This window comes from Bradyrhizobium sp. CCBAU 45321 (assembly GCF_028128975.1).
Classification (GTDB): domain Bacteria; phylum Pseudomonadota; class Alphaproteobacteria; order Rhizobiales; family Xanthobacteraceae; genus Bradyrhizobium; species Bradyrhizobium yuanmingense.
The window spans coordinates 527,413-553,142 of record NZ_LFKZ01000131.1; the positions used below are offsets into that span (position 1 = coordinate 527,413).

The following is a 25,730-nucleotide window of genomic DNA, read 5'->3' on the forward strand; positions in this document are numbered from 1 at the left end:
CATGGCGAGGGAGCCTGGAATCCATAACCACCAGCCGGGGTTATGGATTCTCAGATGCGCAATTGCGCATCATAGCTCGCCGCTTCGCGTCGCCCCGGAATGACACTGCGTGAATACTCTATCCGTGCTTCATCTCCACCGGCGGCGTGCCGTGGGTGTGGAACGACTCGATCGTCTTCAATCCCCAGGCCTGGCCTTTCTTGCGCTCCTCCTCGGTCCACACGATCGGCTTCCAGTCGGGCGCGAGGATGAGGCGTGCGCCGGCATTGGCGACTTCGACGCGGTTGCCGCCGGGCTCGTAGACATAGAGGAAGAAGGTCTGCTGGATCGCGTGCTTGTGCGGGCCGGTCTCGATGTGCACGCCGTTCTCTAGAAAAATGTCCGCGGCACGCAGGATCTCCTCGCGGCTGTCGAGCGCGTAGGTGACGTGGTGGAAGCGGCCCGGCACGCCCGAATGATCGAGCGAATAGGCAAAGTCGTAGCTCTTGTTCGACATCGTCAGCCACATCGCAGCTTCACGGCCGTCGTTGAGCACGATCTGCTCGGTGAGGCGGCAGCCCAGATAGGTCTCGAAGAACTCGCGGTTGGCCTTGATGTCGACGGCAAGACAATTGAGATGGTCGAGGCGGCGCACATTGACGCCGCGGGCGGGAAAGCGCTGCGCCTGGTTCTTCAGCGCAGGCTTGAGTTCGGGCGGCGCCTGATACCATTCGGTCTCGTAATAGAGCTCGACGATGTGGCCATCGGGGTCACTGCAACGGAAGGTCGGCCCCTGCCCCATGTCGCCGTCGATCCAGCCGATATCGAAGCCGGATCCTTTTAGCGCCGCAACACGGCGCTCCAGCGCCTGCTGGCTGCGCGCACGGAGTGCCATGTGGCCCATGCCCGAGGTCTTCGACGCCGTGAGCTTGAGCGAATAGCGCTCGTAATCGTCCCAGCCGCGCAAGTAGACCGACTCGCCCTTCTGGCCGCTGACGGTCATGCCCATCACATCGACGAAGAACCTCAGGCTCTCGTCGGGCTTCGGCGTCAGCAGCTCCATGTGGCCGAGATGGGCAAGATCGAGGATCGGTTCGGGCTGCATGTTATCCTCCTGGAGCAGCGCCGGGCTTTCTGCGCAGCGCCTCATTTGTACTAATGTACAAATCATTAGGTCCAGTCAACAAAGCAACCGACGTCCCTTGCGGCGATCGGCGCCTGACCGCCGTCCTCCGGACGAAGCGGGCAGCCTGCCCGAATGGTAAACTCTTCCTTAAGGACCATCTCACCTGAAGGGCCCGGAATGCAGCATTTTCCGGGTGATTCTGTCCTTAAGCCGGCGTTGGCGACAAGGCTCCGGACCGAATTACCGCGGATTTAACGGAGCCGGCGCGTCCGGCGTTTAACCGTTTGTGCAGCGACGGCCGCGCATAGTCCGGGCAACTCCCCTTGCTCTTGCCAGGTTCATTCATCGTGACATCCTTTGGACGCGTGATTTCGGTTCGCGGATCGCTCGCCCGGGTTGGGCTTCTGGCGGAAAGCCGGATGCCGATCTCGGAGGTGCGGGCCACCGTCGGCCGTTTCGTCAGCATTCGCTGCGCCAGCTCGGTCATCGTTGCGATGATCACGGAGGTCTCCTGCGAAAATCTGTCGAGCTCGGACAATTACATCGCCATCGCCTCGGTCGACCTGCTCGGCGAGATTCTCAATGCCGCGGACAAGGCCAAATTTCAGCGCGGTGTCACCAACTATCCGACCATCGGCGATGCCGTCGACCTGATCACGAGCCAGGAGCTGCGCACGATCTACGCGCCGACCGGCTCGGACCAGATCAATGTCGGCTTCCTGCAGCAGGACCGCTCGGTCGTCGCCTATGTCGACGTCGAGGAAATGCTGTCCAAGCATTTTGCCGTGCTGGGATCGACCGGCGTCGGTAAATCGACCGGCGTCTCGCTGCTGCTCAACGAGATCCTGAAGGCGCGGCCAAACCTGCGCATCTTCCTGCTCGACGTGCACAACGAGTATGGCCGCTGCTTCGGCGACCGCGCGCTGGTGCTCAACCCGCGGAACCTGAAGCTGCCGTTCTGGCTGTTCAACTTCGAGGAAATCGTCGACGTGCTGTTCGGCGGCCGCGCCGGCGTGCCGGAAGAGCTCGACATCCTCGCCGAAGTGATCCCGCTCGCCAAAGGCGTCTACACCCAGTACCAGAACGCCGACCGCATCGGCCTCAAGCGCATCGATCCCAAGCAGATCGGCTACACCGTCGATACGCCGGTGCCCTATCGCCTGGTCGACCTGCTGTCGCTGATCGATGAGCGCATGGGCAAGCTCGAGAACCGCTCCTCGCGCATCATCTATCACAAGCTGATCTCGCGCATCGAGGCGGTGCGCAACGACCCTCGCTACGCCTTCATGTTCGACAACGCCAATGTCGGCGGCGACACCATGGCCGAAGTCATCAGCCATCTGTTCCGCCTGCCCGCCAACGGCAAGCCGATGACGGTGATGCAGCTCGCCGGCTTCCCGGCCGAGGTGATCGATTCCGTCGTGTCCGTGCTCTGCCGCATGGCCTTCGACTTCGGCCTGTGGAGCGACGGCGTCTCGCCGCTGCTGTTCGTCTGCGAAGAGGCGCACCGCTACGCCTCCGCCGACCGCAACATCGGCTTCGGCCCGACCCGCAAGGCGGTATCGCGCATCGCCAAGGAAGGCCGCAAATACGGCGTCTATCTCGGCCTCATCACCCAGCGCCCCGCCGAGCTCGACGCCACCATCATCTCCCAGTGCAACACGCTGTTCACGATGCGCCTCGCCAACGACCGGGACCAGGCACTGCTGCGCGCCGCCGTGTCGGATGCCGCCGCGAACCTGCTCTCCTTCGTGCCGTCGCTCGGCACCCGCGAGGTGCTGGCGTTCGGCGAAGGCGTGGCGCTGCCGACCCGCTTGCGCTTCAAGGAGGTGCCGCCGCACCAATTGCCGCGCGGCGAGGCCACCATCTCGAGCGTGCCCTCCGTCACCTCCGGCCACGACATGCATTTCGTCAGCGCCGTGCTCGAACGCTGGCGCGGCGCCACCTCGCAGCGCGACGTGCCGAACGACCCCGTGTTCTCGGCACCGCCCGCGAAGACGATGTCCAGCGTCGAAGCCCCGATGCTGCAGCCCTCGATGGGCCTCGACCCGGACCGCTTCTCGCTGCTGAAGAAGCCGCTGCGGTAAGGCCTCGCTCCAACCACATCGTCATTGCGGGCGCAGCGAAGCAATCCGGAGTCTTTCCGCCGGGGGATTCTGGATTGCTTCGCTGCGCTCGCAATGACGGAGGATGGAACGTCGTTCCCACCTGACACCTTCGTCGCGGCCACTTCGGACCGGCAGATTGAGCCCGCCTTCCGCATCGACTATGGTTCCCGCCTAAAAGCCGGAATCCATGCCCATGACAAAGACCGCCGCGCAACGCTTTCCCGCCCCCGCCCTCGAAACCCTGCCCGACGACATCCGCACGCGCCTCCTTGCCGTGCAGGAGAAGAGCGGCTTCGTGCCGAACGTGTTCCTGACGCTGGCCTACCGCCCTGACGAGTTCCGCGCCTTCTTCGCCTATCACGACGCGCTGATGGAGAAGGACGGCGGCCTCACCAAGGCCGAGCGCGAGATGATCGTGGTGGCGACGTCGGCGGCCAACCAATGCCAGTACTGCGTGATCGCCCATGGCGCGATCCTGCGCATCCGCGCCAAGAACCCGCTGATTGCCGACCAGGTCGCGATCAACTACCGCAAGGCCGATATCACGCCGCGGCAGAAGGCGATGCTCGATTTCGCCATGAAGGTTTCAGCCGACGCGCAGCGGGTTTCCGAGGACGATTTCGCCGCGCTTAGCCCCCACGGCTTCAGCGACGACGACATCTGGGACATCGCCGCGATCTCCGCCTTCTTCGCTCTGTCGAACCGGCTGGCGAATTTCACGGGCATGCGGCCGAACGAGGAGTTCTATCTGATGGGCCGCCTGCCGAAGACGTAATCGAGGCGCCATGACCGAGCTCGATTGGCCCGAAATCCTGCTGCGCCTCGGCACGGCCACGCTTGCCGGCGGCGCGATCGGCCTCAACCGCGACCTGCACGGCAAGCCGATCGGGCTGAAGACGCTCGGCATCGTCGGGCTCTCCACCGCGAGCGTGGTTCTGCTCGCATTGCAGCTCGCCGAACCGGCCAGGGTCGTCGACGCCGCCAGCCGTGTCATCCAGGGCATCCTCACCGGCATCGGCTTTCTCGGCGCCGGCGTCATCGTGCACCAAAGCACCGGGTTTCGCGTTCGAGGCCTCACCAGCGCCGCCTGCACTTTCCTTGCCGCCTGCCTCGGCATCGTCTGCGGCGCCGGACAGTGGAGAGTCGTCGTCGTCGCCCTGGCGCTGGCCTTCGTCCTGCTCACGATTGGCCGTCGCCTCGAGCGCCGGCTGCATCGCATGCTTGGCGGCAAGGAAGATCCGCAGCGGACGGAGACCTCGCCGAGCTCGGGTCAGCGGGAGAGCGATTAAAATCGCAACCGCCGCGCCCAAATCGGCTTCAGCAGTTCGAGCTCCGTGAGCACCAATAGTCCGGCGCCGAGCGTGATCATCAAATCGTCAACATGCAGCGGACCGAAGCGAAACAGGCCGGACGCCGGCGGCCAGAACAAGGCTGTGGCGAGAACTAGCGCAATCAAGAGGAATATCCAGAGCAAGGCCGCGTTCGGACGGAAGAAGGCAGACAGGAACGATGCGCTGAAGGATCGATTGACCAGCACCAGCGCGAGGACGCAGGCGACGAGCGCAATGAATGCGAGGGTGCGAGCCTCCTCGGGCGGAAGGCCGGAACGAAGCGCTGCGACGAAGATCACGGCGATCAAGGCGAAGGCCATCGCGCCCTGCAGAACGCTCCAGGCGATCAGGGGCCACGAGAACAGCTCCGCATCGGCATGCCGCGGCGGACGCTTCATGACGTCGCGCTCCTCCCGCTCGGCCTCGAACACCAGCGAGCAGACGGGATCGATGATCAGCTCGAGAAAGGCAATGTGCACCGGACCGAGCACCAGCGGCAGCCCGAACACGAGGGGAAGCAGCGCAAGACCCGCGATCGGCACGTGGACGGCAAAGATGAAGGCCATGGCCTTGCGCAGATTGTCGTAGATCCGGCGACCGAGGCGGATGGATGCGACGATGGAGCTGAAGTCGTCGTCGAGCAGGACGATCGAGGATGCCTCGCGAGCGACGTCGGTGCCGCGACCACCCATCGCGATTCCGATATGGGCGGCCTTCAGCGACGGCGCGTCGTTGACGCCGTCGCCCGTCATCGCAACGATCTCGCCGCTGCGCTTCAGCGCCTGGACGATCCGCAGCTTCTGCTCCGGCAGAACCCGCGCGAAAACGTTCACCTTCCTGACGAGTGCCTCGAGCTCGCGGTCGTCAGCGAGCTTGACCTGCTCCCCGGTCGCGACCTCATCGACGTCGAGCCCGGCTTGCGCGGCGATCGCCATGGCGGTTGCCGGATAGTCGCCCGTGATCATGACGACGCGGATGCCGGCCGAACGGCACTCGCGAACCGCCTCCGGGACATGAGGCCGCAACGGATCGGCAAGCCCGACCAGCCCAACGAAGCGAAATACGAAAGCCTCCTGGGATGCCGGCAGGGAAGCCTCATCGCAAACGGCAACCGCCATCCCCAGCACCCGAAGCCCGTCCTTCGCCATGGCCCCGACGGCAGCTTGCACGGCCTCGCGATCGGCTTCGTTCAGCCTGCACAGGCGCGCAATCGCCTCCGGCGCGCCCTTGGCGCATGCAATGAGCTCCGCTGCCGCGGATGTCCGCCAAGCCTGGGTCATGGCGAGCAGCTCGGGGCGCAGACCATAGGTGCGCACCAGCGTCCGCCCGCTATCCGTCGCGTCGCCGTCCCGCAGCACACCACGCGCGAACGCATGCAGCGCCTTCTCCATCGGATCGAACGGCTCCGGAGAGCTTGCCAGCGCCCCGCAGCGCGCCAGCTCTGCGAACTCGGGCCCGACCTGATCCGATCCGGACGCCTCCGCACGCAGGCGCGCGCCGTCCAGCAGGCGCAGTTCGGCGACCGACATCTGGTTCTGCGTCAGCGTTCCGGTCTTGTCGGTACACAGGACTGTTGCTGAGCCGAGAACCTCGATGGCCGCGGCTCGCCGCGTCAGGACGCGGGCCTGGGAAATCCGCCACGCACCCATTGCCATGAACACCGTGAGCACGACGCTGAATTCTTCTGGAAGCATCGACATGCCGATGGCGACGCCTGCCAGCAGCGCCTGCAGCCAGTCGCCGCGCGAGACGCCGTAGAGCACAATCGCGGCCAGGCTGATGATGGCGCCGCCGAGAAAGCAAAGCCGCACCAGCCTTGCGGTCTGTTGCTGAAGCCGCGGCGGCTCGGCCTGCAGGCCGCGAAGCGACAGCCCGATCTTCCCGATCTCGCTGCGCGGCCCGGTGGCCTCGACCAGCGCCAGCCCCTCGCCGCGCACGACGAGCGAACCGGAATACACGAATGGCTGATCCTCGCCGCCGGGCCGGTGAGCGGCTACTTTGATCTTGTCGGCGGTCTTCTTGCGGACGGGCACCGACTCGCCGGTCAGCAGGGACTCGTCGATCTGCAAGTCCCGCGCTTCGACGAGCGCAGCGTCGGCGGGGACGCGATCGCCTTCACCGAGGACGAGAAGATCGCCCTGCACGACCTCGCGGCCGGCAATTCGCCGGCGCGCACCGTCACGCACCACCAGCGCCCGCGGGCTGGTCAGGTCGCGCAAGGCTTCCAGCACGCGCTCGGTCCGGGTTTCCTGCACCGCCGTGATCACGATGGACATCGCCCCGAAAGCCAGCAGGATCACCGCCTCCTTGAGATCGCCGAGCACGAGGTAGATCAGCCCGCCGCAGAGCAGCAGCAGGAGCATCGGCTCGCGCAGCACTTCCACCACGATGCGCAGCGGACTGCGTCGTTCCGGCCGAGGCAGTTCGTTGGGGCCGTCTGCCGCGAGCCTCGCCCGGGCGTCGGTCTCGCTCAGGCCGACCGCACCTTCGCGTTGCACCTCGCTCACGATTTCCGCCGCAGGCTCCAGAAGCTGCCGGCTCCGACGATCGCGGTGGCGAGCAGGACGGCAACGAAGGTCTGGATGATGGTGAAGTTCAGCGCGTCACGCGCGACGAACAGCGCCGTGATAGCGCCGGCGAGGACGAAAAGAATGCGAAAGATGACGCTCATGGCCGTGCCTCCAAGGTCTGCATGACAAGATCTGCATTGACTTGGAGCCCGGGCCCTCCGCATCGGGGCACAACGCTGTCGCTGCAACCATGCAGGCAGAGCTTAGCCGGTCGGGGCGAGGCAGGTTTGCGACAGGTCAAGCCGACCCATCCATCATCGCTCGCCAGATGCGACGTGATGTCCGCCTCGGAGCGCGCAGCCGCCGCATCGCTCACGGCTGCGAGGCGTATGCGGCTAGCGCTTCGCCATCAACTCGAGCGCCGGAGCAAAGCGCTCCGCGAACGTCAACGTCTTGGCGTGGTGGACTGCGGCAAAGGATGCAGAGATTCCCGCCGAAACGACCGCGAGCAAGGCAACTACGAAAGCCAGACGGCGCATGTTCGCCTCCTGTGTGAGCTCGACTACTCCATAGAGATGGGACTGCTCTGTTTCAGGACGGTTTCGTGGGCGGGGAAATTGATTTCGCTCAAGCGGCTGTGATGAGATCCGACTTATCTGGGCGCAATCCATACCCAACTAACAAGAGTAGACGTGTTTTGCAGCGCCGGCCCTGCGACGACGAACAACATTCGCTGCAATGGGAGTCATCGAGGACTACGCAAATGAAGATCGTGATCCAGAAGCTCAATGGCCTGTGGCACCTCATCGTCGGATCGAGCCGGATCCGAACGCCGTTCCTGGACACCCAGGACCGCGCGCTGGTGGTCACTTACGCCCGCCGCGCCTATCCCGGCGCCAGGATCTTCCAGCGCGACTGATGTGATTACTCTTAGTCGTCGTCCGCCGGGCCGCACCAGCCGGGCAGATAGATCGCATTCTTGCTTCTGGCCGCGACCATCGCCTTCTCGAGCGCATTGTCGAAATCGGCCTCCACCGCCTTGCGCGAGACCTGCCGGCGCAGGAAGTCGGCCCACAGGAATTCAGAAAACGGTGTGGTGTCCTTGGCGAAGCCGCCCATGCGGCGCAATTCGCCGGCAAGACTGCGGAATGGATCGTCCTTGAGGTCGGCAACCGATTTCGGCAGGTCGCGGAACGAGCGCCGCTCGCCCTTGGCGTCGTAAGGATAGACCCAGCGCTTGTTGTCCATGACGCCCCAGAACGCCTCGCGCTCCACCATCCTGAGATCGCCGACGACGGTCACCAGCACCTCCTTGACGCCTTCATCGTGCAGCGCGCGGCCGAGGTGATGATGATCGATCACGTAGTAGCGCGCGTCGGGACCGTAAACGACTGGGATCATGTGCTTGCCGAGCAGATCCGCCTGCTTCTTCTTGCCATGCTCGCGCCAGCGCTTCCGCTTCTCCTTGACCTCGCGCATGCCGACCGTCATCTGCGTCGGCCGGAGCGACAGGATCGGAACCGGATGCACTCTCGGCTCGCGCGCGTTGGTCGTGGTCATGATCGAAGGCCCCTGGCATGCAACTAACGGTTCGGGTTCCCGCGACTATGCCACGGGTCCCGCGGTGGCAAAATCCGTTCGGAATACGCGCAGATCACAAGTCGATACCGGCCGGTAAAAAAGACGTCCTCAATGGCTGTCGCTATGCCCGCGTTGCAAATAGTACGAACGCACAAATGCAGCCTAGCATTGCGAAGATTTACTGCAACGCGTGCCTCACCTATGCTATCTAGATCACTGCTTCGGAGTGATCCCCGCCCCATGAACAACCAGCGGCCCATAAGCTCTGATGAGGAGCACCGGGTGCTCCAGTTCAGGCCGCGCACCCCGCCTTCCCCAAGGGTCCAGCGCGGCAATGGCTCCGTGCAACCGCTTCGCCTCACGCCCGAACGGCTGGACCTGTCGCGCTACGAGCAGCCGCGTGCCGAGCCCGACAATTACCGGCAGCGCATGCTTGCCAACATCGCAGCGCTCGCCTTCACCATCGCGCTGACGGCGATCGGGATCTGGCTCGCGGTCAGCATCGCCGACCTGCGCCGGACCCAGGATTGCGTGCTGATGGGCCGCCGCGACTGCGTCAAGATCACGACACCGCATATTTAGGACCGGCCCGGCACCGGCCTCTCGACGGACGGGCCCAGCCGACATCCCCAGCCGCGCGCTTTGCCATCCCCGGGGGCCTGCCCGGCTCCATTGAACTCAGGGCGGCGCTCCGATATACGGGCTTTCGACCCGGCCAGAGGGGGGTTTGAGGGCGTCATCAGGGCGCGATGCCCAGCCACCGTGCCACTCTGGACAATCTGACAAATACCTACAATATATCAAAGGCTTAGTGATGTCCTCCACATTCGATCAGGTCGCCACGATCATCGCTGAAACCTGCGACATCCCGCGCGACACGATCACGCCGGATAGCCATGCCATCGATGACCTCGGGATCGACAGCCTCGATTTCCTCGATATCGCCTTCGCGATCGACAAGCAGTTCGGCATCAAGCTGCCGCTGGAGAAGTGGACTCAGGAGGTCAACGACGGCAAGGCGACCACCGAGCAATATTTCGTGCTGAAGAACCTGTGCGCCCGCATCGACGAACTGGTTGCGGCCAAGGGCGCGAGCGCCTAAGGGCGCAGTCATGCAACTCGAATACTTCCACATGATCGATCGCATCGTCGACCTCAAGGTCGACGAGAAGACGATCGTCGTCGAAGCGCAGGTCCCGCAGGAAAGCACCATCTTCGAGGGGCACTTCCCTGGTTATCCCTTGATGCCCGGCGTGCTCCTGATCGAATCGATGGCGCAGGCCTCGGGCTGGCTTCAACTCGGCGTGTTCAGGTTCGAACGCATGCCGATCCTGGCCGCCGTGAAGGAGGCCAAGGTCCGCGGCTCGGTCTTCCCCGGCGACCTCATGAGCATCGAGGCGAGCCTCACCCATGAAGGCTCCGGCTATGCCATGACCGAGGCCAAGATCAGGGTCGGCGGCAAGCTGCGCGCCAATTCGGCGCTGACCTTCACGCTGATTCCCTTCCCCAATGCGGATATGCGCTCCCACATGGACGCCATCGCCAAGCGCGTCGGATTTCCGCAACAGGCCGTATCGTCATGACTGACACTCCCGCTTTGAAGCCGGGCCAGACCGAGGTCTGGATCACCGGCATTGGGCTCGCCACCTCGCTCGGCGAAGGCCTCGACGCCAACTGGGCCGCGCTTTCCGAGAAGCGCATCAATGTCGACGAGAAGGGCTTTGCGCCCTACATCGTGCATCCCTTGATGCCGGTATCCTTCGACAGCCAGATCCCGAAGAAGGGCGACCAGCGCCAGATGGAAGCCTGGCAGCGCATCGGCACCTATGCCGCCGGTCTTGCGCTCGATTCCGCCGGCATCAAAGGCAACAAGGACATCCTGTCGAAAATCGACATGGTCGTCGCCGCCGGCGGCGGAGAGCGCGACATCAACGTCGACAGCGGCATTCTCACCGCCGAGGCCAAGGGCGCCAACGCGCCGGGTTTCCTCAACGAACGGCTGATGAGCGATCTGAGGCCGACACTGTTCCTGGCCCAGCTCTCTAACCTGCTCGCCGGCAACATCGCCATCGTGCACGGTCTGGGTGGCACCTCGCGCACCTTCATGGGCGAAGAGGTCGCCGGCGCCGATGCCGCCCGCATCGCGCTCGCGCGCATCGCCTCGGGCGAGAGCGACATCGCGCTGGTAGGCGGCTCGTACAACGGCGAGCGCAAGGACCTGCTCGTCCTCTACGAGTTCGGCGATTTCAACCTGAAGGACAAGTTCACGCCCGTCTGGGCCCGCAAGGATAATCCCGGCTTCGCGCTCGGCTCGGCCGGCGCTTTCCTGGTGCTGGAATCGAAGGCGCATGCGGAAGCGCGCGGCGCCAAGCCGTTCGCAAAGCTGTCGAGCGTCGTCGCCGACCTCGCCAAACGCAAGCAGCCCGGCGACATGGCCGCGACGCTCGAGAAGCTGTGGGCCAAGCTGCCCAGGCGCGAGGGCAAGGGCGCGATCATCACCGGAGCGACCGGGGCGGAGCCCGCGACCTCGGACGAGCGCGACTTCCTGAAGAACCATGCCGACTTTCCGGTGCGCTCGACCGGCACGGTGTTCGGCCACGCCATGGAAACGCAATTTCCGCTCGGCATTGCCCTCGCCGCATTGTCGATCTCGCGCGGCGCGCTGTTCCCGCCGAATGATTCCACGGGGACCGAGATTGAAATGCAGGGTGCGCCCACCCAGATCGTGGTGGTGGGAGCCGGACATTGGCGCGGCGAAGGCATGGCGCTGGTCGAGGCGGTTTAATCAGCTCAAGCGGGGATCGACATGACTGCACCACGCGACAAACTCGGGCGTCCCGTCGTCGTCGTCACCGGCATGGGCATCATGACCTCGCTCGGCGCCGGCAAATCCGACAATTGGGCAAAGCTCGTCGCCGGCGAATCCGGCATCCGCACCATCACGCGTTTTCCGATCGACGGCCTCAAGACCACGATGGCCGGCACGGTCGATTTCGTCAGCGCCGATCCGTTCTCCTCCACCGCCCTGTCCGAGCGGATGGCCGAGCTGGTCACGCAGGAAGCGCTGGAGCAGGCCGGCATCGGCGCCAAGGCAGATTTCCCGGGTCCGCTTTTCCTCGCGGTGGCGCCGGTCGAGGTCGAATGGCCGCAGCGCCGCGAGCTCGGTCGCGCCGTCGGCCAGCAAGACATCACCTATGATGATCTGCTCCGCATTTCCGGCGGCGGCAAATTCAGCGCCTATCATCATCGCTTCATGTTCGGCTCGGTTGCTGCCCATCTTGCCGAGACCTTCGGCACCAAGGGCTCGCCGATCTCGCTGTCGACGGCCTGCGCGTCCGGAGCCACCTCGATCCAGCTCGGCGTCGAGGCGATCCGCCGCGGCGAGACGGACGCAGCGCTGTGCGTCGCGACCGACGGCACCGTGAACCCGGAAGCGCTGGTGCGCTTCTCGCTGCTGTCGGCGCTTTCGACCCAGAACGACCCGCCGCAGGCGGCCTCCCGTCCCTTCTCCAAGAACCGCGACGGCTTCGTGATGGCCGAGGGCGCCGGCGCGCTGGTGCTGGAGAGCTATGAAGCCGCCAGCGCGCGCGGCGCAAAAATTCTCGGCGTGATCGCCGGCTGCGGCGAGCTCACCGATTCCTTCCATCGCACCCGCTCCTCGCCAGACGGCAAGCCGATCATCGGCTGCATGAACAAGACGCTGGCCGATGCCGGCATGACGCCGGACCAGATCGATCACATCAACGCGCACGGCACCGCGACGCCCGAGAACGATAAGATGGAGTTCAACACGACGTCGGCCGTGTTCGGCGAGCTCGCGCAGAAGATTCCGGTCACCTCCAACAAGTCGATGGTCGGCCACACCATCTCGGCCGCCGGCGCGGTGGAGGCGATCTTCTCGCTGCTCACGCTCGAGCATCAGCGCATTCCGCCGACGATCAACTACGACAATCCGGATCCCACGATCCTGTTCGACGTCGTCGGCAACAAGGCGCGCGATGCGCGCGTGACCGCGGTGATGTCGAACTCGTTCGGCTTCGGCGGCCAGAACGCTTCGCTGATCCTGACCCGCGAACCGGCCTGACCGGACGCATGGCGCTGCTTCCTGCGAGCACGAAGGCCCGCGCGCGGGAGGCTGCCAAATCGCTCGGCGGCAGCCTGATCGGCGGCGCGACCGTCGCGATGCTGCGCACCACGCGCTATTTCGATCCGGCCAAGACCTCGGACTTCTTCGCGCGTGCCGTCAAGCTGATCGGGCCGCGCCTGCGCGAGCACCGCATCGGCCGCGCCAACCTCACCGCCGCCTTCCCCGAGAAGTCACCGGAGGAGATCGAACGGATCCTGATGGGCGTCTGGGACAATCTCGGCCGCGTCGGCGCCGAGTTCGCCCATATCGACCAGGTCTGGGACTACGCCCGCGATGTCCCGGAGAAGAGTCGCATGGAGATTTCCCCGCGCAGCATCGAGCTGTTCGACCAGATCCGCGACGACGGCAAGCCGGCGCTGATCTTCGCGGCGCACCTTGCGAACTGGGAATTGCCGGCGCTCGCCGCGGTCGCGCATGGGCTGGACACCGCGATTCTCTATCGCCGTCCGAACATTGCCTCAGCCGATCGCATCATCCAGGAGATGCGCCAGGTCAACATGGGCACACTGATCCCGGCCGGCCGCGACGCGCCGCTGCGGCTCGCGCAGGCGCTGAAGGACGGCAAGCACGTCGCCATGCTGATCGACCAATATCTGACAGCCGGCGTCGAGGTCACGTTTTTCGGCCGCAAGACCCGCGCCAATCCGATGCTGGCGCGCCTCTTGCGCCAGGTCGAATGCCCGATCCACGGCGTGCGCATCATCCGCCTGCCCGGCGGCCGCTTCCGCGGCGAGCTGACTGAAGAGATCCAGCCGGTGCGCGATGCCGACGGCAGGATCGACATCCAGGGCACGACGCAGGCGATCACGAGCGTCGTTGAAAGTTGGGTTCGCGAGCATCCCGAGCAGTGGCTGTGGCTGCACAGAAGGTGGCGGTAAATACTCCGTCATTGCGAGCGCAGCGAAGCAATCCAGAATCGTTCCACGGAAGCAGTCTGGATTGCTTCGTCGCTTCGCTCCTCGCAATGACAGGCGCTACTACCGCCCCGTCTTCACCTTCGTCCACAGCCGGTTGATGATCCGCTGCGTGGCCGGCTCGCGCGCCGTGATGACGAACAGTTTTGCGAGCGTCGCCTCGTCCGGATAGATGTTCTTGTCGTTCAGGATCTTCGGGTCGACCAGCTTCTGGCTGGCGAGGTTGCCGTTGGCATAGGACAGGAAGTCCGAGTTCTTGGCGGCCACATCAGGCCGATAGAGATAGTTGATCAGCTCGTAGGCTTCCCTAACGTTCTTGGCATCCGCGGGGATCGCGAGATTGTCGAAGAACATCTGCGCGCCCTCCTTCGGGATGGTGTAGCCGATCTCGACGCCGCTTTTGGCTTCGGCGGCGCGGGCGCGGGCCTGCATGATGTCGCCGGACCAGCCGACCACGAAGCAGATCTCGCCGGTCGCCAGCGCGCTCAGATATTCGGAGGAGTGAAACTTGCGCACGGACGGGCGGACCTTGGCGACGGCATCGGCGGCCTTCTCGAGGTCGGCCTGCTTGGTCGAGTTCGGATCGAGCCCGAGCCAGTTCAGCGCCGCCGGGAAGATGTCGTCGGCGGAATCGAGCATGTGCACGCCGCAATCTTTGAGCTTCGCCAGATTCTCCGGCTTGAAGACGATGTCCCAGCTGTCGATCTTGGCATCGGGGCCGAGGATCTGCTTCACCTTGGCGATGTTGTAACCAATGCCTGTCGTGCCCCACATGTAGTTGGCGGCGTAGACATTGCCGGGGTCGTAGGTGGCGAGGCGCTGCGTCACCACTGGCCAGGCATTGGCGAGGTTCGGGAGCTTCGACTTGTCGAGCTTCTGGAAGATGTTGGCCTTGATTTGGCGCTGCAGGAAGTACGCCGTGGGCACCACGACGTCATAGCCGGACTTGCCGGCCATCAGGCGCGTCTCCAGCGTCTCGTTGGCGTCGAAGGTGTCGTACACGACCTTGATGCCGGTCTCCTTGGTGAAGGCTTCAAGGACCTCAGGCGCCATGTAGTTGGACCAGTTGTAGAAGTTGACGACCCGCTCCTCGGCCCTAACAGGGGCGGAGAGCAACGTCAGTGCCGCAGCGATCGCGAAACCAAGCCTGGGGCGGCCGACGTTCGTCATCTCGATCTACCTCTTGCGTCCACGCACCGCGTCCGACAGCCGCTCCAGCGCGGTGTCGAGCGTCTGGTCCTTCTTGGCAAAACAGAAGCGCACCACCGAGGTCACGGGGTCCTGCTCGTAGAACGCCGAGACCGGGATCGCGGCGACCTTGTAGTCTTTCACAATCCGCCAGCAGAACTCGGTGTCACTCTCGTTGAGCCCGAGCGGCGACAGGTCGACGGTGAGGAAGTAGGTGCCTTGCGACTTCAGCACGGGAAAGCCGAGGCTCTCCAGGCCCTTGGTCAGGCGGTCCCTGCTTCGCGTCAGATCCTTGCGCATCGACAGGAAGTAGTCGTCGGACTTGCCGAGGCCATAGGCGACGGCGGCCTGCAGGTTCGGCGCGGTGGTGAAGGTCAGGAACTGGTGCACCTTGGCGGCGACGCGCAACAGCTGTGGCGCCGCGCAGACGAAGCCGATCTTCCAGCCCGTCAGCGAGAAGATCTTGCCCGCCGAGCCGACCTTGATGGTGCGTTCGCGCATGCCGGGGATGGTGATCAGCGGGACATGCTTGTGCTCGTCGAAGGTGACGTGCTCCCAGACCTCGTCGCAGATCGCGATGACGTCGAACTCCTGGCAGTAGCGCGCCAAGAGCTCGAGGTCCTCGCGCGGATAGACCACCGCGCTGGGATTCAGGGGGTTGTTGAACAGCACCGCCTTGGTTTTTGAATTGAACACGCTTTTCAGCATGTCCTCATTCAGCCGCCAGTGCGGCGGCTCCAGGCGAACCAGGCGCGGAATGCCGCCGGCCTGGCGGATGATCGGCAGATAGGAATCATAGACCGGCTGGAAGCAGACCACTTCGTCGCCGGGCTGGACCACCGCGAGGATCGCCGAGGTCAGCGCCTCGGTCCCGCCGGAGGTCACCATCACCTCGCTCATCGGATCGAGCTTGAGGCCGTGCCAGTGGCTGTAATGGGTCGCGATCGCCTGGCGCAGCTCCGGCAGGCCCATCATCGAGGGGTACTGGTTGTAGCCGTTCAGCGAGGCCTCGGCCGCGGCGCGGCGGATGTCCTCGGGGCCGGGATCATCCGGAAAACCCTGGCCGAGATTGATCGCATTGTTGTCGCGCGCGGCCTGCGACATCGCCTCGAAGATGGTGACGGGAAGGTCGGCGAAGACCTTGTTCAGCGAAGAGCTCTTGGTCGTCATTGCGCGGTTAGCCACCGACCTTGCTGGGAAGCCCGGCCGCCTTCCAACCCAGCATGCCGCCGGCCAGATGCTTGTCGTAAGGCAGGCCCGCCGCCTGCGCCGCCAGCGAGGCCGTCACCGAGCGCTTGCCCGAACGGCAGGCGAACACGACCTCCTTGCCGGCCGGATCGGGGATCGCCTTGGGATCGAAGGTCGAGAGCGGAACCACGACGCCGTAAGGGTACGCCTCGGCCTCGACCTCGTTCGGCTCACGGACGTCGACGAGCAGATAGCGCCCTTCCGCGACACCCTTGGCGACCTCGTCCGGGGTCAGATCCTGCACTTGATTTGCCACATCATCCTCCAACGTCGCGGGCCGCGTACCGGGGCGATCCCGGCCGGCGGCAACCTCGCCTCTCGGGAGACGAAAATCAAGCGCTACAAAGGCTTGAGCCGCGCGGCGCAAGTTAAAGCTAAATCGCAGCGACTTGAAGTGCGGCTTACGGGGCACTTCACCTCTCCCGTAGGGAGAGGTCGGATCGCATTGACAGATGCGATCCGGGTGAGGGGTTGCGGTCTCATTGAACGCTGCGGCCCCCTCACCCGGATTGCTGCGCAATCCGACCTCTCCCCGATGGGGAGAGATGGACACTGAGCCACTTGCTCGAACGTAATCCTAGATCGTCACCTGCGTGCCGACCTCGACCACACGGCCGGACGGGATCTGGAAATAGTCGGTGGCGTCGTTCGCGGAGCGGCTGAGCGAGATGAACAGCCGGTCCTGCCAGCGCGGCATGCCGGAATGCGCGGCGGGCTTGAGCGCCCTCCTCGACAGGAAGAACGAGGTCGACATGATGTCGAACTGCCAGCCCAGCTTGCGGGCGATCGCGAGCGCCTTCGGCACGTTGGGCGATTCCATGAAGCCGAACTTCAGCGTCACCTTGGAGAAGGTCGGTGAAATCTGCTCCAGCTTCACCCGTTCGGCCGGATCGATCCGCGGGGTTTGCGCGGTCTCGATGGTGAGAATGACGTTCTTCTCGTGCAGCACCTTGTAGTGTTTCAGACTATGCATCAGCGCGGTCGGCGCGCTGAGCGGGTCCGAGGTCAGGAACACCGCAGTGCCAGGCACTCGCTGCGGCGGCCGCTTCTCCAGCATTGCCACGAGATCGGCGAGCGGGAACTCGAGCTTGCGCGACTTTTCAAATAGCAGCCGGCTGCCGCGCCGCCACGTGTACATGAGGATGATCATGAGCGCGCCGAGCGCCAGTGGCACCCAGCCGCCCTCAAACACCTTCAACAGGTTCGCGCTCAGGAAGGTCAGATCGAGGAACAGGAACGGCGCAATCAGCGCGCCGGCGGCAAGCGCTGACCAGCGCCAGCCCTTCCAGACCACGACGAAGCCCATCATCGCCGTGACCACCATGGTACCGGTGACGGAGATGCCGTAGGCGGATGCGAGCGCGCTCGACGAGCGGAACAGCAGCACTAGCAGCACCACCGCGACCAGCAGCAGCTGGTTGATGCGCGGAATGAAGATCTGGCCGGAATGGGCTTCCGACGTATGGCGAATTTCAAAGCGCGGCAGCAGCCCGAGCTGGATCGCCTGGCGCGTCAGCGAATAGGCGCCGGTGATGACGGCCTGGCTCGCGATGACGGTCGCCATGGTGGCGAGCACGACCATGCAGCCTCGGAGGAAGCCTTGCGGGAATAGCTGAAAGAACGGGCTCACGATGGCACCGGGATCGCCGAGCACCAGCGCGCCCTGCCCCAGATAGTTCAGCGCCAGCGAGGGCAGCACTACGATGAGCCAGGCGGTCTGGATCGGCCGCTTGCCGAAATGGCCGAGGTCGGCATAGAGCGCTTCGGCGCCGGTCACCGCCAGGAACACAGCGCCCAGCGTCACGAAGCCGATGACGCCATGGTGCAGCATGAAGTTCACGGCATAGAGCGGGTTGAGCGCGAGCAGCACCTGCGGGTGCTGGGCGATCTGAGGGATCGCCGCCACCGCCAGGACCGTGAACCAGACGCACATGATCGGGCCGAAGAAGGCGGCAACGCGCGCCGTGCCGCGGGACTGCACGGCGAAGAGGCCGACCAGGATCACCACCGTCAGCGGAACGATGTAGGGCTCGAACCTGAGCGTGACGTCCTTCATGCCCTCGATCGCCGACAGCACGGAGAGCGCCGGCGTGAGCACGGCATCGCCGTAGAACAAAGCTCCGGAAATGATGCCGAGCAGCACAATGGTCGCGCCGCCGCGGCCGGTGCCAACCGCCCGCTGGGCCAGCGCCATCAGTGCCAGCGTGCCGCCCTCGCCGTTGTTGTCGGCGCGGAGCAGGATCACGACGTATTTGAGCGTCACCACCACGATGAGCGCCCATAGAATCAGCGAGAGCACGCCGAGAACGGCGGCCGGCGTCGGCAATCCCTCCGCGCCCGAGGCGGCCATCACCGCCTCGCGGAACGCGTAGAGCGGGCTGGTGCCGATGTCGCCGTAAACGACGCCGATGCTGCCGAGCGTCAGCGCGCCGAAGCCGGCGGTGGTATGGGCCTCGCCATGCCCATTGGCCGCCACCGTTTCCGGGGCGGGAACTGCTACGTCGCTTGTCATGGGAGAGCCCGATGGCCTCTAAAATGCTTCACTGCACAATGGCGGAAGAGCGCGCGGCTTATAGTCCTGCGCCACCGGCATGGCCTAGCCCGATTCTGGGTCGTAGCCATGCAAATATGCATGGCTACGCCAGTTGCATTCTAGATAGTGACCTGGGTTCCGACTTCGACCACGCGGCCGGTGGGGATCTGGAAGTAGTCGGTGGCATCATTGGCCGACCGGCTCAGCGCGATGAACACATGATCCTGCCAGAGCGGCATGCCCGACTGTGCCGAGGCCTTCAGTGACCTGCGCGAGACGAAAAACGAGGTCGACATGATGTCGAACTGCCAACCCTGCTTGCGTGCGATGGCGAGGGCCTTGGGCACGTTCGGCTGCTCCATGAAGCCGAAGCGCAAGCGGACCTTGGAGAACTTGTCGCTGATCTTCTCCATCCTGAACCGCTCCGACAGATCGACCCGGGGCGTCTGCGCGGTCTCGATGGTCAGTATCACGTTGTGCTCGTGCAGCACCTTGTTGTGCTTGAGATTGTGCAGGAGCGCGGTTGGCACGAAGGCGGGATCGCTGGTCAGGAATACCGCGGTGCCCTTGACGATGTGCGGCGGCCGCTTCTCCAGGCTGCGGATCAGGTCGTCCAGCGGCACCTCGATCCGGCGCGTCTTCTGGATCAGGATCGCCGAGCCCTTGCGCCAGGTCCAGATCGTCCCGGCCATGACGACGCCGAACAGGAGCGGCACCCAGGCGCCGTCGAGCAGCTTGAGCAGGTTGGCGCTGAAGAAGCTCAAATCGACGATGACCAAAGGCACGATCAGGGCTGCGGCGGTAGCCGCGCGCCAATTCCACAGCTTCCAGATCACGACGAATCCCATGATGCCATCGGCGACCATGGTGGTTGAGACCGCAATGCCGTAGGCCGAGGCCAGATTGCTGGGGGTGTGGAATAGAAGCACCAGCAGCATCACGCCGATCAGCAGCAGCCGGTTCACCCGCGGCAGGTAGATCTGGCCGGCATGCGATTCGGAGGTGTACCTCACCTCGAAACGGGGCAGCAGGCCGAGCTGCACGGCCTGATGGACCAGCGAATAGGCGCCCGTGATCACCGCCTGGCTCGCGATCACGGTTGCAGCCGTCGCAAGCCCGACCAGCGGCAGCACCAGTGTCTCGGGGACCATGCGATAGAACGAATGCTCGATCGCGCTGGGATCGGACAGCACGAGCGCACCCTGCCCGAAATAGTTGATCAAGAGCGCGGGCAGCACGAAGAACATCCAGGCTGACTGGATCGGCTTGCGGCCGAAATGGCCGAGATCGGCGTAAAGCGCCTCTCCGCCCGTCACCGCGAGGAACACCGCGCCGAGCGTCACGAGGCCGATCACGCCGTGCGACAACACGAACTGCACCGCATAATACGGATTGATCGCCGCCAGCACGGTCGGGTCGTCGGCGATGTGGACAGCCCCCATGATGGCAATGACGGTGAACCAGGTGACCATCACCGGCCCAAAGGCCGAGGCGACCAGCGCGGTCCCCTTGCTCTGGACCGCAAACAGCAGCACCAGGATGAGGACGGTGACCGGCACGACATAGGGCTTGAGCGCGGGGGTTGCGAGCTTCAGACCTTCGACCGCCGAGAGCACCGAGATCGCCGGCGTGATCATGGAATCGCCGATGAACATGGAAGCGCCGATCACGCCGAGCGCGAGCAGAACCCAGCTTCGCCGCCCGAGCGCGCGCTGGCCGAGCGCCATCAGCGAGAGCGTGCCGCCCTCCCCGTTGTTGTCGGCGCGCAGCAGCAAGAGGACATATTTGGCGGTGACGACGATCAGCAGCGCCCACAGGATCAGCGAGAGCACGCCGAGCACGATGGCGCGCGAGACCGGCTCGCCATGGGCCGCGGCCTTGACCGCCTCGTGGAATGCGTAGAGCGGCGAAGTGCCGATATCGCCGAAGACGACGCCGATGCTCCCTAGCGTAAGGGCCCAAAAACCTTGGGTGGGCCGCCCGTCCTGAGTCTCGGCCTGTGTGATGCTCGCGGTCATGACGGTGAAGAACGCTTCGTCCCAGAAATTGATCCGGCGCCTTTTGACGCTTCCGGTGCACCTGTCAATCGGCTCACCACCATAGCAGGCGCGGAGCCTGATGCTGTGACGCTAGAGCCACGCTCATCGCCTGCGCGACGACATGCCTCAGGTAAGATGGTAGCGCAAGGGGTTACGGCTTGAGATTCGGCGGCAACGGTGGGTCTTCGCGCATCAAGGTGATGGTCACCCGCCGGTTGGCGGCGAGCGAGGGATCGTCCGGAAATAGCGGCTGGGTATCGGCTTTGCCGGAGACGGCGAAGATGTGCGACGGCGGCAGGCCCTGGCGCTCGAGGATCTGGCGCACGGCGTTGGCGCGATCGGCCGACAGATCGAAGGCGCCATAGTCGCTGCGGGTCGGCACGAACCCCGCCGCGGTGTGGCCGGCGATGGAGACGCGGAGCGGCGTCGCCTTGAGCGGGATCGCGAGCTTCTCGACCAGGCGTCGAGTGCGGTCGTAGGGCACCTTGGAGCCGTCGGCGAACATCGAGCGGCCGTCCTGGTCGACGATCTCGAGGTTGAGACCCTGCTTAGTCTCCTCGAACATGATGTGCTTGGACATCTCGGTCAGCTCGGGCATGTCCTGCAACGCCTGGCGCAGCGAGGCCGCGGCCAGCGCGAAATTACGGTCGACCTTGATCTTCGCGCCGGAGGTTTTTTCGCGGTCTTCCTGATCGGGCGTCGGGGTGTTGGAGGCATCTTCCGGCTGGATGTGGTCGACGTTCTTGAGTCGCGGGCGCGTCGGCAGGCCGTCGGATTCGACGATGCCGGAATAACGCGCTTCGGTCTGCACGCCGAACGCCTCGCGCATCGAGCCCGCGACGATCTTCAGCTTGTTGGCATCTTGCGTCGAGAACGCGACCAGCATCACGAAGAACGCCAGCAGCAGCGCCATCAGGTCGGCGAAGGTCACGAACCAGCCGTGGCCGCCGCCGTGAGCATTGCCGCGCTTCTTCTTGGCCATCTCTCAAAATCCAGGCGGCCTCAAGCCGGCACCGGCTCGCCTTCGGTGTGACGATGCTTCTCCGGCAGATAGGCTAGCAGCATCTCGCGCACCAGGGTCGGGCTCTTGGAGTCGCGAATCATCAGGATGCCGTCGATGATCAGGGTACGGTTGGTCTCTTCGTCCAGCAGCTTGCCGTGCAGCTTGTCGGCAATCGGCAAGCAGATCAGGTTGGCGACAACGGCGCCGTACAGGGTCGCCAGCAGCGCGGTGGCCATGAACGGACCGAGCTTGGAGGGATCGGACATGTTGGAGAACATCTGCACCATGCCAAGCAGCGTGCCGATCATGCCGAACGCCGGGGCGCAGTCGCCGACGGCGCGGTAGATCTTGCTGCCCTCGTCGAGGTGCATCAGGAAGTTGTCGCGGTCGCGCTCCAGGTTGTCACGAATGAAATCGAGATCGTAACCGTCGGCGACGTAGCGGATGCCCTTGGCGAGGAACGGCTCGTCGGTCTCGACCTTTTCCAGTCCGACCGGGCCCTGCTTGCGGGCGATTTCCGCGATGCGGGCGAGCTCGTCGACAAGGTCGTGAGCCGAAAGGCGGCTCAGGGTGAAGGCAAACTTCGCGCCCAGCGGCACGCCGTGGATCATCGCGGACAAAGGAAAGCGGATCATCGTCGCTGCGAACGAGCCGCCGAAGATGACGATGACGGCATGGATGTCGTAGAACATCCCGAACGTACCGCCCATCAGGATCAGCGACGACACAACAATGGCGCCTGCAACGAGGCCGACAAGTGTTGCGATATCCATGATCGACTCCAACGCCTACGCAACAACGGCCGTCCTGGCCGCTGGCGCGGCTCAACCCCGAACCGCATCGCAGACCCTAGAGCGCCGCCCTTAAAGGCGCGTAAAGGTTAAGTCTCGACGATGTGCCGCCTGCCGCCGCAATTTGTCCCGGTTGCCGTCCAGCGATAGGAATTTCAACCCTTCGCTAACCATAATCAGGCGCCCACGACGTCAGGTCGGCTGCGGCCCTCCGCCACATCGTGGACCGGCATCGGTTAGTGTCTGCTAGCGTTGCGACAGGGCCAATCGCGGAGCCAGCGCGATGTTGATGCTATTCGGTCTACTCACGGCGCTGCCCGCGGCGCTGGCGTTCCACCTGCTCGAGCCGGAACTCGTGCTTCCGGCGTTCAGCGTGCTGCTCTTTATCGAGGCCGCCTTCGCCGTGCTCGCAGCGCGGTTGATGCGCAGCGCCAACAGCGCAGACGATATCACCCTCTGGGACCTTGCCGGCGGCTTCACCCTGATCGGATGCGCCGCCGCCGTGCTCGGAGAACCGGATCAAGTCGCCCTGCTTCTGACAGAGCAAGGCGGCATTCGGCCGTCGTCCGGGCCGTAGATTGCCCTAAAACGCGATGCGATTAGGATGAATCGTCATCGCGCTTTAGGTTATTGTTTGAGCATGATCTTTTCGGAAAACCGCTACACGCTTTTCCGGATTATGCTCCAGCAGCCGTCAATGGATTTCCGCAGAGCGCTTCAACGCGGCCTTGAGCTTCTCGAGCGAGAAGTCGGGACTGCGGGCGATCTCCAGGATCGGCGTCTCGCGGCGGCCGCAGAGTTCGGCGGCCTCCGGCAGCTTTGCGGCAAGGTCAAGCGGGATCACGATGGCGCCATGCCGGTCGGCGTGGATGAGGTCGTCCGACTTTACGGTCATGCCGGCGACGCGCACCTCGCCGCCAAAGCTTTCCGCGTGCACCCAGGCGTGCGACGGGCCGATCGAGCCGGCTAGCGCCTGGAACCCGGGCGCCCATTGCGGGATGTCGCGGATCGAGCCGTCGGTGATGACGCCCAGGCAGCCGAGCGCCTTGTGCACGTTGCTCTGTACCTCGCCCCAGAACGCGCCATAGCCGACGTCGGGTCCGTCGATGTCCTGGATCACCGAGATGCGCGGGCCATGGCCGGTGCCGACATATTCGTAATATGCGATTCGGCGCTTGGACTGCTCCTCGGCCGGAAGCGATGACTTCAGAACCGAGCGGATCGTCACGGTGCGGGCATAGCCGACGATCGGCGGCAGGTCGGGAAACGGACAGACCAGCTGCTTGGTGGTGTAGCCGATCAGCCGCCGCTCGGGCGCCACGATCTCCATGGCGTTGCAGATCGTCGGCGTATCGTAACGGCCCAGCGCTTCGAGGACGGAAGCGGGCAGCGGCCCGGTCGCGGAATTGGTCACGGCGTTCTCTCCCAGGTTGGCGGCGATTGATTGCGCGATGCCGCCGGCACAAGGGCGATATAGCCGAGATCGGACCTCGACCCAACTCAGGCAGGCTTCATGGCAGATATCCGCGAGGAGCGTTTTAGTGCAGTCGTCCGGGCCGATCGTCGTCTTGCGGCGGCTCCGACAAATTCGCCAGCGTCGGCGCCGAGGGCGGTGACGGGACCTCGCCTCCCGCCGGCGCGGTGGCTTCCATCGCGCGAGCCTGGTCGCGATAGGATTTGTAGCCGAGCGGCAGCGCGAGAAGGTACAGCACCGTGCCGATCGACAGCACGTGCCAGGGATAGGCGATCAGGAGCGCGATGAAGACGATCACGGCGACGAAGGCCGGCAGCACCAGTTCGGGCGGCACGCGCATCCGCTTGGTCTTGCCGGAGAACACCGGCAGGCGCGACACCATCAGAAACGCGATCAGAAGCGTGTAGGCCGCGGTCACCGCCGCAGGTGTGCGCCCGACGTCGAGGAACGCCACATAGATCGGCAGCAGCACGGTGATCGCGCCGGCGGGCGCCGGCACGCCGGTGAAGAAATTGGCGGCGAAGGCCGGCTTATTCGGATCGTCCATGGTGGCATTGAAGCGCGCAAGCCGCAGGCCGCCGGAGATCGCGAACACCATGGCGGCGATCCAGCCGGCATTGCCGAGCTCGTGCAGCTGCCAGAAATACAGCATCAGGCCGGGCGCCACGCCGAAATTGACGAAGTCGGCGAGACTGTCGAGCTCGGCGCCGAACTTTGACTGCCCCTTGATCATGCGCGCGATGCGGCCATCGATGCCGTCGAGCGCGGCGGCGAACACGATGGCATAGACCGCGAGCGTCATCCGTCCTTCGATCGACAGGCGGATCGAGGTCAGGCCGGCGCAGATCGCCAGCAGCGTGATGACGTTGGGCACCAGCATCCGCACCGGGATCGGTCGGAACCGCCGGCGGCGGACGTCGGGATCCTTGAAATCGTAAGGCGTCATGGCTCGTCCTTATCTCGAGGCGAGATATAGCAAGCCGCGCCGCCCTCCGCCATTGCGGCGGAACGCCTGCGAGCACCGACTATTGGTTAATTGGCGCGGAACGCGCGGCCCGGGTCGTCGCCGGCAAGGTCGGCCAGGATCGTCTCTCCGGCGATCGCGGTCTGCCCTTCCGAGACCAGCGCCTTGGTACCCACGGGCAGGTAGACGTCGAGGCGCGAGCCGAAGCGGATTAGGCCGAAACGCTCGCCGACGCCGATCGCCTGCCCCTCCTTGACGAAGCAGACGATGCGCTTGGCGACGAGACCGGCGATCTGGACCACGCCGATCCGCGCCGTCGGGGTGGTGATCACCAGCGAGTTGCGCTCGTTGTCCTCGCTCGCCTTGTCGAGCTCGGCGTTGATGAAGAGGCCGGGCCGGTAGGCGATACGATCCACCCTGCCCGCCACGGGCGCGCGGTTCACGTGGCAATTGAACACGCTCATGAAGATCGAGACGCGCGGCAGCGGCCGGTCGCCCAGCCCAAGCTCGGCCGGCGGCAGCGCCATGGTGATCATGGAGACGCGCCCGTCGGCCGGCGACACCACGAGACCCTCGCCCACCGGCGTCACACGGACGGGATCGCGGAAGAACAGCGCACACCACACGGTCAGGATCGTGCCGATCCACCCCAGCGGCGACCACAGCCAGAACAGGAGCAGGCTCGCCAGCGCAAAGGCGCCGATGAAGGGATAGCCCTCCTTGTGGATCGGCGGGATCTGACGCTGGATCGAATCGAGAATGGACATTGCTTTTTGCCGGTCGGGGTTGATGCC

Annotated in this window: 26 protein-coding genes; 11 read left to right on the top strand and 15 right to left on the bottom strand. The window is 64.7% G+C overall.

From position 1 onward, the window contains the following. Window positions 1-118: 118 nt before the first annotated feature. Window positions 119-1,084, bottom strand: coding sequence for a catechol 2,3-dioxygenase (locus tag ACM43_RS38105; protein WP_271547202.1), 966 nt, complete (start codon window positions 1,082-1,084; stop codon window positions 119-121). 368 nt (window positions 1,085-1,452) lie between these two features. Between ACM43_RS38105 and ACM43_RS38110 the strand changes: the two genes are divergently transcribed. From ACM43_RS38110 to ACM43_RS38120, 3 genes are all read left to right on the top strand, one after another. Continuing rightward, window positions 1,453-3,192 (top strand): ATP-binding protein, encoded by a 1,740-nt coding sequence (locus tag ACM43_RS38110; RefSeq protein ID WP_271547203.1) that lies wholly within the window; start codon window positions 1,453-1,455, stop codon window positions 3,190-3,192. Window positions 3,193-3,406: 214 nt separating this feature from the next. Continuing rightward, a complete protein-coding gene (locus tag ACM43_RS38115; RefSeq protein ID WP_271547204.1) occupies window positions 3,407-3,988 on the top strand; it encodes a peroxidase-related enzyme in 582 nt (193 codons plus the stop codon). A gap of 10 nt (window positions 3,989-3,998) precedes the next feature. Then, window positions 3,999-4,502, top strand: coding sequence for an MgtC/SapB family protein (locus tag ACM43_RS38120; RefSeq protein ID WP_271547205.1), 504 nt, complete (start codon window positions 3,999-4,001; stop codon window positions 4,500-4,502). Here ACM43_RS38120 and ACM43_RS38125 read toward each other — a convergent pair. The 3 genes from ACM43_RS38125 to ACM43_RS38135 all read right to left on the bottom strand — a co-directional run bounded on the left by ACM43_RS38125 (window position 4,499) and on the right by ACM43_RS38135 (window position 7,593). Beyond that, the gene (locus ACM43_RS38125; RefSeq protein WP_271547206.1) at window positions 4,499-7,051 is read right to left on the bottom strand and encodes a cation-translocating P-type ATPase; all 2,553 of its coding nucleotides are present in this window, start codon (window positions 7,049-7,051) and stop codon (window positions 4,499-4,501) included. The genes ACM43_RS38120 and ACM43_RS38125 overlap by 4 nt on opposite strands. After that, window positions 7,048-7,215, bottom strand: a complete 168-nt coding sequence (locus ACM43_RS38130) for a hypothetical protein (protein ID WP_271503424.1) — start codon at window positions 7,213-7,215, stop codon at window positions 7,048-7,050. Before ACM43_RS38130 ends, ACM43_RS38125 begins: the two co-directional genes overlap by 4 nt. Window positions 7,216-7,449: 234 nt before the next feature. Next, window positions 7,450-7,593 carry a hypothetical protein gene (locus ACM43_RS38135; RefSeq protein WP_271547207.1) on the bottom strand — a complete coding sequence of 48 codons (144 nt, stop codon included), beginning with the start codon at window positions 7,591-7,593 and terminating at the stop codon, window positions 7,450-7,452. A gap of 224 nt (window positions 7,594-7,817) precedes the next feature. Here ACM43_RS38135 and ACM43_RS38140 point away from each other — a divergent pair, with 224 nt between their 5' ends. Further along, window positions 7,818-7,973 carry a hypothetical protein gene (locus tag ACM43_RS38140; RefSeq protein WP_198399655.1) on the top strand — a complete coding sequence of 52 codons (156 nt, stop codon included), beginning with the start codon at window positions 7,818-7,820 and terminating at the stop codon, window positions 7,971-7,973. An 11-nt stretch (window positions 7,974-7,984) separates the two neighbouring features. Here the strand turns inward: ACM43_RS38140 and ACM43_RS38145 are convergent, their stop codons facing one another. Beyond that, entirely contained in the window at window positions 7,985-8,614 is a 630-nt protein-coding gene (locus ACM43_RS38145; protein ID WP_157282303.1) for a ParB-like protein, read from the bottom strand. A 261-nt stretch (window positions 8,615-8,875) separates the two neighbouring features. On the opposite strand from ACM43_RS38145, the gene ACM43_RS38150 reads away from it, so the two are divergent. From ACM43_RS38150 to ACM43_RS38175, 6 genes are all read left to right on the top strand, one after another. Further along, complete coding sequence (locus ACM43_RS38150) at window positions 8,876-9,217, top strand: hypothetical protein (protein ID WP_271547208.1); 342 nt, start codon at window positions 8,876-8,878, stop codon at window positions 9,215-9,217. Window positions 9,218-9,449: 232 nt separating this feature from the next. After that, window positions 9,450-9,737: an acyl carrier protein gene (locus ACM43_RS38155; protein WP_007592476.1), complete on the top strand. Its 288-nt coding sequence runs from the start codon at window positions 9,450-9,452 to the stop codon at window positions 9,735-9,737. A gap of 10 nt (window positions 9,738-9,747) precedes the next feature. Further along, the gene (locus tag ACM43_RS38160; protein ID WP_157282305.1) at window positions 9,748-10,218 is read left to right on the top strand and encodes a 3-hydroxyacyl-ACP dehydratase FabZ family protein; all 471 of its coding nucleotides are present in this window, start codon (window positions 9,748-9,750) and stop codon (window positions 10,216-10,218) included. Continuing rightward, complete coding sequence (locus ACM43_RS38165; protein ID WP_271547209.1) at window positions 10,215-11,420, top strand: beta-ketoacyl-ACP synthase; 1,206 nt, start codon at window positions 10,215-10,217, stop codon at window positions 11,418-11,420. The genes ACM43_RS38160 and ACM43_RS38165 overlap by 4 nt, the downstream gene beginning before the upstream one ends. A gap of 21 nt (window positions 11,421-11,441) precedes the next feature. Next, window positions 11,442-12,719: a beta-ketoacyl-ACP synthase gene (locus ACM43_RS38170; protein ID WP_271547210.1), complete on the top strand. Its 1,278-nt coding sequence runs from the start codon at window positions 11,442-11,444 to the stop codon at window positions 12,717-12,719. 8 nt (window positions 12,720-12,727) lie between these two features. Continuing rightward, on the top strand, window positions 12,728-13,660 hold the full coding sequence (locus tag ACM43_RS38175; RefSeq protein WP_157282308.1) for a lipid A biosynthesis lauroyl acyltransferase: 933 nt from the start codon (window positions 12,728-12,730) through the stop codon (window positions 13,658-13,660). A gap of 99 nt (window positions 13,661-13,759) precedes the next feature. Here the strand turns inward: ACM43_RS38175 and ACM43_RS38180 are convergent, their stop codons facing one another. The 7 genes from ACM43_RS38180 to ACM43_RS38210 all read right to left on the bottom strand — a co-directional run bounded on the left by ACM43_RS38180 (window position 13,760) and on the right by ACM43_RS38210 (window position 22,480). Further along, window positions 13,760-14,866: a polyamine ABC transporter substrate-binding protein gene (locus tag ACM43_RS38180; protein ID WP_271547211.1), complete on the bottom strand. Its 1,107-nt coding sequence runs from the start codon at window positions 14,864-14,866 to the stop codon at window positions 13,760-13,762. A gap of 6 nt (window positions 14,867-14,872) precedes the next feature. Further along, a complete protein-coding gene (locus ACM43_RS38185) occupies window positions 14,873-16,054 on the bottom strand; it encodes an aminotransferase (protein ID WP_271547212.1) in 1,182 nt (393 codons plus the stop codon). A gap of 7 nt (window positions 16,055-16,061) precedes the next feature. Further along, the gene (locus tag ACM43_RS38190; RefSeq protein ID WP_025035596.1) at window positions 16,062-16,388 is read right to left on the bottom strand and encodes a rhodanese-like domain-containing protein; all 327 of its coding nucleotides are present in this window, start codon (window positions 16,386-16,388) and stop codon (window positions 16,062-16,064) included. A 321-nt stretch (window positions 16,389-16,709) separates the two neighbouring features. Beyond that, window positions 16,710-18,644 carry a potassium transporter Kup gene (locus tag ACM43_RS38195; protein ID WP_271547213.1) on the bottom strand — a complete coding sequence of 645 codons (1,935 nt, stop codon included), beginning with the start codon at window positions 18,642-18,644 and terminating at the stop codon, window positions 16,710-16,712. A gap of 140 nt (window positions 18,645-18,784) precedes the next feature. After that, window positions 18,785-20,683, bottom strand: a complete 1,899-nt coding sequence (locus ACM43_RS38200) for a potassium transporter Kup (RefSeq protein WP_271547214.1) — start codon at window positions 20,681-20,683, stop codon at window positions 18,785-18,787. 172 nt (window positions 20,684-20,855) lie between these two features. Further along, entirely contained in the window at window positions 20,856-21,686 is an 831-nt protein-coding gene (locus tag ACM43_RS38205) for an OmpA/MotB family protein (protein WP_271547215.1), read from the bottom strand. A 20-nt stretch (window positions 21,687-21,706) separates the two neighbouring features. Beyond that, complete coding sequence (locus ACM43_RS38210; RefSeq protein WP_036001447.1) at window positions 21,707-22,480, bottom strand: motility protein A; 774 nt, start codon at window positions 22,478-22,480, stop codon at window positions 21,707-21,709. A 301-nt stretch (window positions 22,481-22,781) separates the two neighbouring features. On the opposite strand from ACM43_RS38210, the gene ACM43_RS38215 reads away from it, so the two are divergent. Beyond that, window positions 22,782-23,075: a hypothetical protein gene (locus ACM43_RS38215; protein ID WP_036001448.1), complete on the top strand. Its 294-nt coding sequence runs from the start codon at window positions 22,782-22,784 to the stop codon at window positions 23,073-23,075. 117 nt (window positions 23,076-23,192) lie between these two features. On the opposite strand, the gene ACM43_RS38220 is transcribed toward ACM43_RS38215, so the two are convergent. The 3 genes from ACM43_RS38220 to ACM43_RS38230 form a co-directional block, all read right to left on the bottom strand. Next, entirely contained in the window at window positions 23,193-23,912 is a 720-nt protein-coding gene (locus ACM43_RS38220) for an RraA family protein (RefSeq protein WP_036001451.1), read from the bottom strand. A gap of 124 nt (window positions 23,913-24,036) precedes the next feature. Continuing rightward, window positions 24,037-24,918 (bottom strand): CDP-alcohol phosphatidyltransferase family protein, encoded by an 882-nt coding sequence (locus ACM43_RS38225; protein WP_036001453.1) that lies wholly within the window; start codon window positions 24,916-24,918, stop codon window positions 24,037-24,039. A gap of 86 nt (window positions 24,919-25,004) precedes the next feature. Beyond that, window positions 25,005-25,727 (bottom strand): phosphatidylserine decarboxylase, encoded by a 723-nt coding sequence (locus tag ACM43_RS38230; protein WP_271547281.1) that lies wholly within the window; start codon window positions 25,725-25,727, stop codon window positions 25,005-25,007. Between the last annotated feature and the right edge of the window lie 3 nt (window positions 25,728-25,730).

What these genes read in the sequence shown, in the direction of transcription:
- ACM43_RS38105 (WP_271547202.1), bottom strand. Translation starts at nt 1,084, where the DNA reads ATGCAGCCCGAACCGATCCTCGATCTTGCCCATCTCGGCCACATGGAG.
- ACM43_RS38115 (WP_271547204.1), top strand. Translation starts at nt 3,407, where the DNA reads ATGACAAAGACCGCCGCGCAACGCTTTCCCGCCCCCGCCCTCGAAACC.
- ACM43_RS38120 (WP_271547205.1), top strand. Translation starts at nt 3,999, where the DNA reads ATGACCGAGCTCGATTGGCCCGAAATCCTGCTGCGCCTCGGCACGGCC.
- ACM43_RS38130 (WP_271503424.1), bottom strand. Translation starts at nt 7,215, where the DNA reads ATGAGCGTCATCTTTCGCATTCTTTTCGTCCTCGCCGGCGCTATCACG.
- ACM43_RS38135 (WP_271547207.1), bottom strand. Translation starts at nt 7,593, where the DNA reads ATGCGCCGTCTGGCTTTCGTAGTTGCCTTGCTCGCGGTCGTTTCGGCG.
- ACM43_RS38140 (WP_198399655.1), top strand. Translation starts at nt 7,818, where the DNA reads ATGAAGATCGTGATCCAGAAGCTCAATGGCCTGTGGCACCTCATCGTC.
- ACM43_RS38145 (WP_157282303.1), bottom strand. Translation starts at nt 8,614, where the DNA reads ATGACCACGACCAACGCGCGCGAGCCGAGAGTGCATCCGGTTCCGATC.
- ACM43_RS38150 (WP_271547208.1), top strand. Translation starts at nt 8,876, where the DNA reads ATGAACAACCAGCGGCCCATAAGCTCTGATGAGGAGCACCGGGTGCTC.
- ACM43_RS38155 (WP_007592476.1), top strand. Translation starts at nt 9,450, where the DNA reads ATGTCCTCCACATTCGATCAGGTCGCCACGATCATCGCTGAAACCTGC.
- ACM43_RS38160 (WP_157282305.1), top strand. Translation starts at nt 9,748, where the DNA reads ATGCAACTCGAATACTTCCACATGATCGATCGCATCGTCGACCTCAAG.
- ACM43_RS38165 (WP_271547209.1), top strand. Translation starts at nt 10,215, where the DNA reads ATGACTGACACTCCCGCTTTGAAGCCGGGCCAGACCGAGGTCTGGATC.
- ACM43_RS38170 (WP_271547210.1), top strand. Translation starts at nt 11,442, where the DNA reads ATGACTGCACCACGCGACAAACTCGGGCGTCCCGTCGTCGTCGTCACC.
- ACM43_RS38175 (WP_157282308.1), top strand. Translation starts at nt 12,728, where the DNA reads ATGGCGCTGCTTCCTGCGAGCACGAAGGCCCGCGCGCGGGAGGCTGCC.
- ACM43_RS38180 (WP_271547211.1), bottom strand. Translation starts at nt 14,866, where the DNA reads ATGACGAACGTCGGCCGCCCCAGGCTTGGTTTCGCGATCGCTGCGGCA.
- ACM43_RS38185 (WP_271547212.1), bottom strand. Translation starts at nt 16,054, where the DNA reads ATGACGACCAAGAGCTCTTCGCTGAACAAGGTCTTCGCCGACCTTCCC.
- ACM43_RS38195 (WP_271547213.1), bottom strand. Translation starts at nt 18,644, where the DNA reads ATGACAAGCGACGTAGCAGTTCCCGCCCCGGAAACGGTGGCGGCCAAT.
- ACM43_RS38200 (WP_271547214.1), bottom strand. Translation starts at nt 20,683, where the DNA reads ATGACCGCGAGCATCACACAGGCCGAGACTCAGGACGGGCGGCCCACC.
- ACM43_RS38205 (WP_271547215.1), bottom strand. Translation starts at nt 21,686, where the DNA reads ATGGCCAAGAAGAAGCGCGGCAATGCTCACGGCGGCGGCCACGGCTGG.
- ACM43_RS38210 (WP_036001447.1), bottom strand. Translation starts at nt 22,480, where the DNA reads ATGGATATCGCAACACTTGTCGGCCTCGTTGCAGGCGCCATTGTTGTG.
- ACM43_RS38215 (WP_036001448.1), top strand. Translation starts at nt 22,782, where the DNA reads ATGTTGATGCTATTCGGTCTACTCACGGCGCTGCCCGCGGCGCTGGCG.
- ACM43_RS38225 (WP_036001453.1), bottom strand. Translation starts at nt 24,918, where the DNA reads ATGACGCCTTACGATTTCAAGGATCCCGACGTCCGCCGCCGGCGGTTC.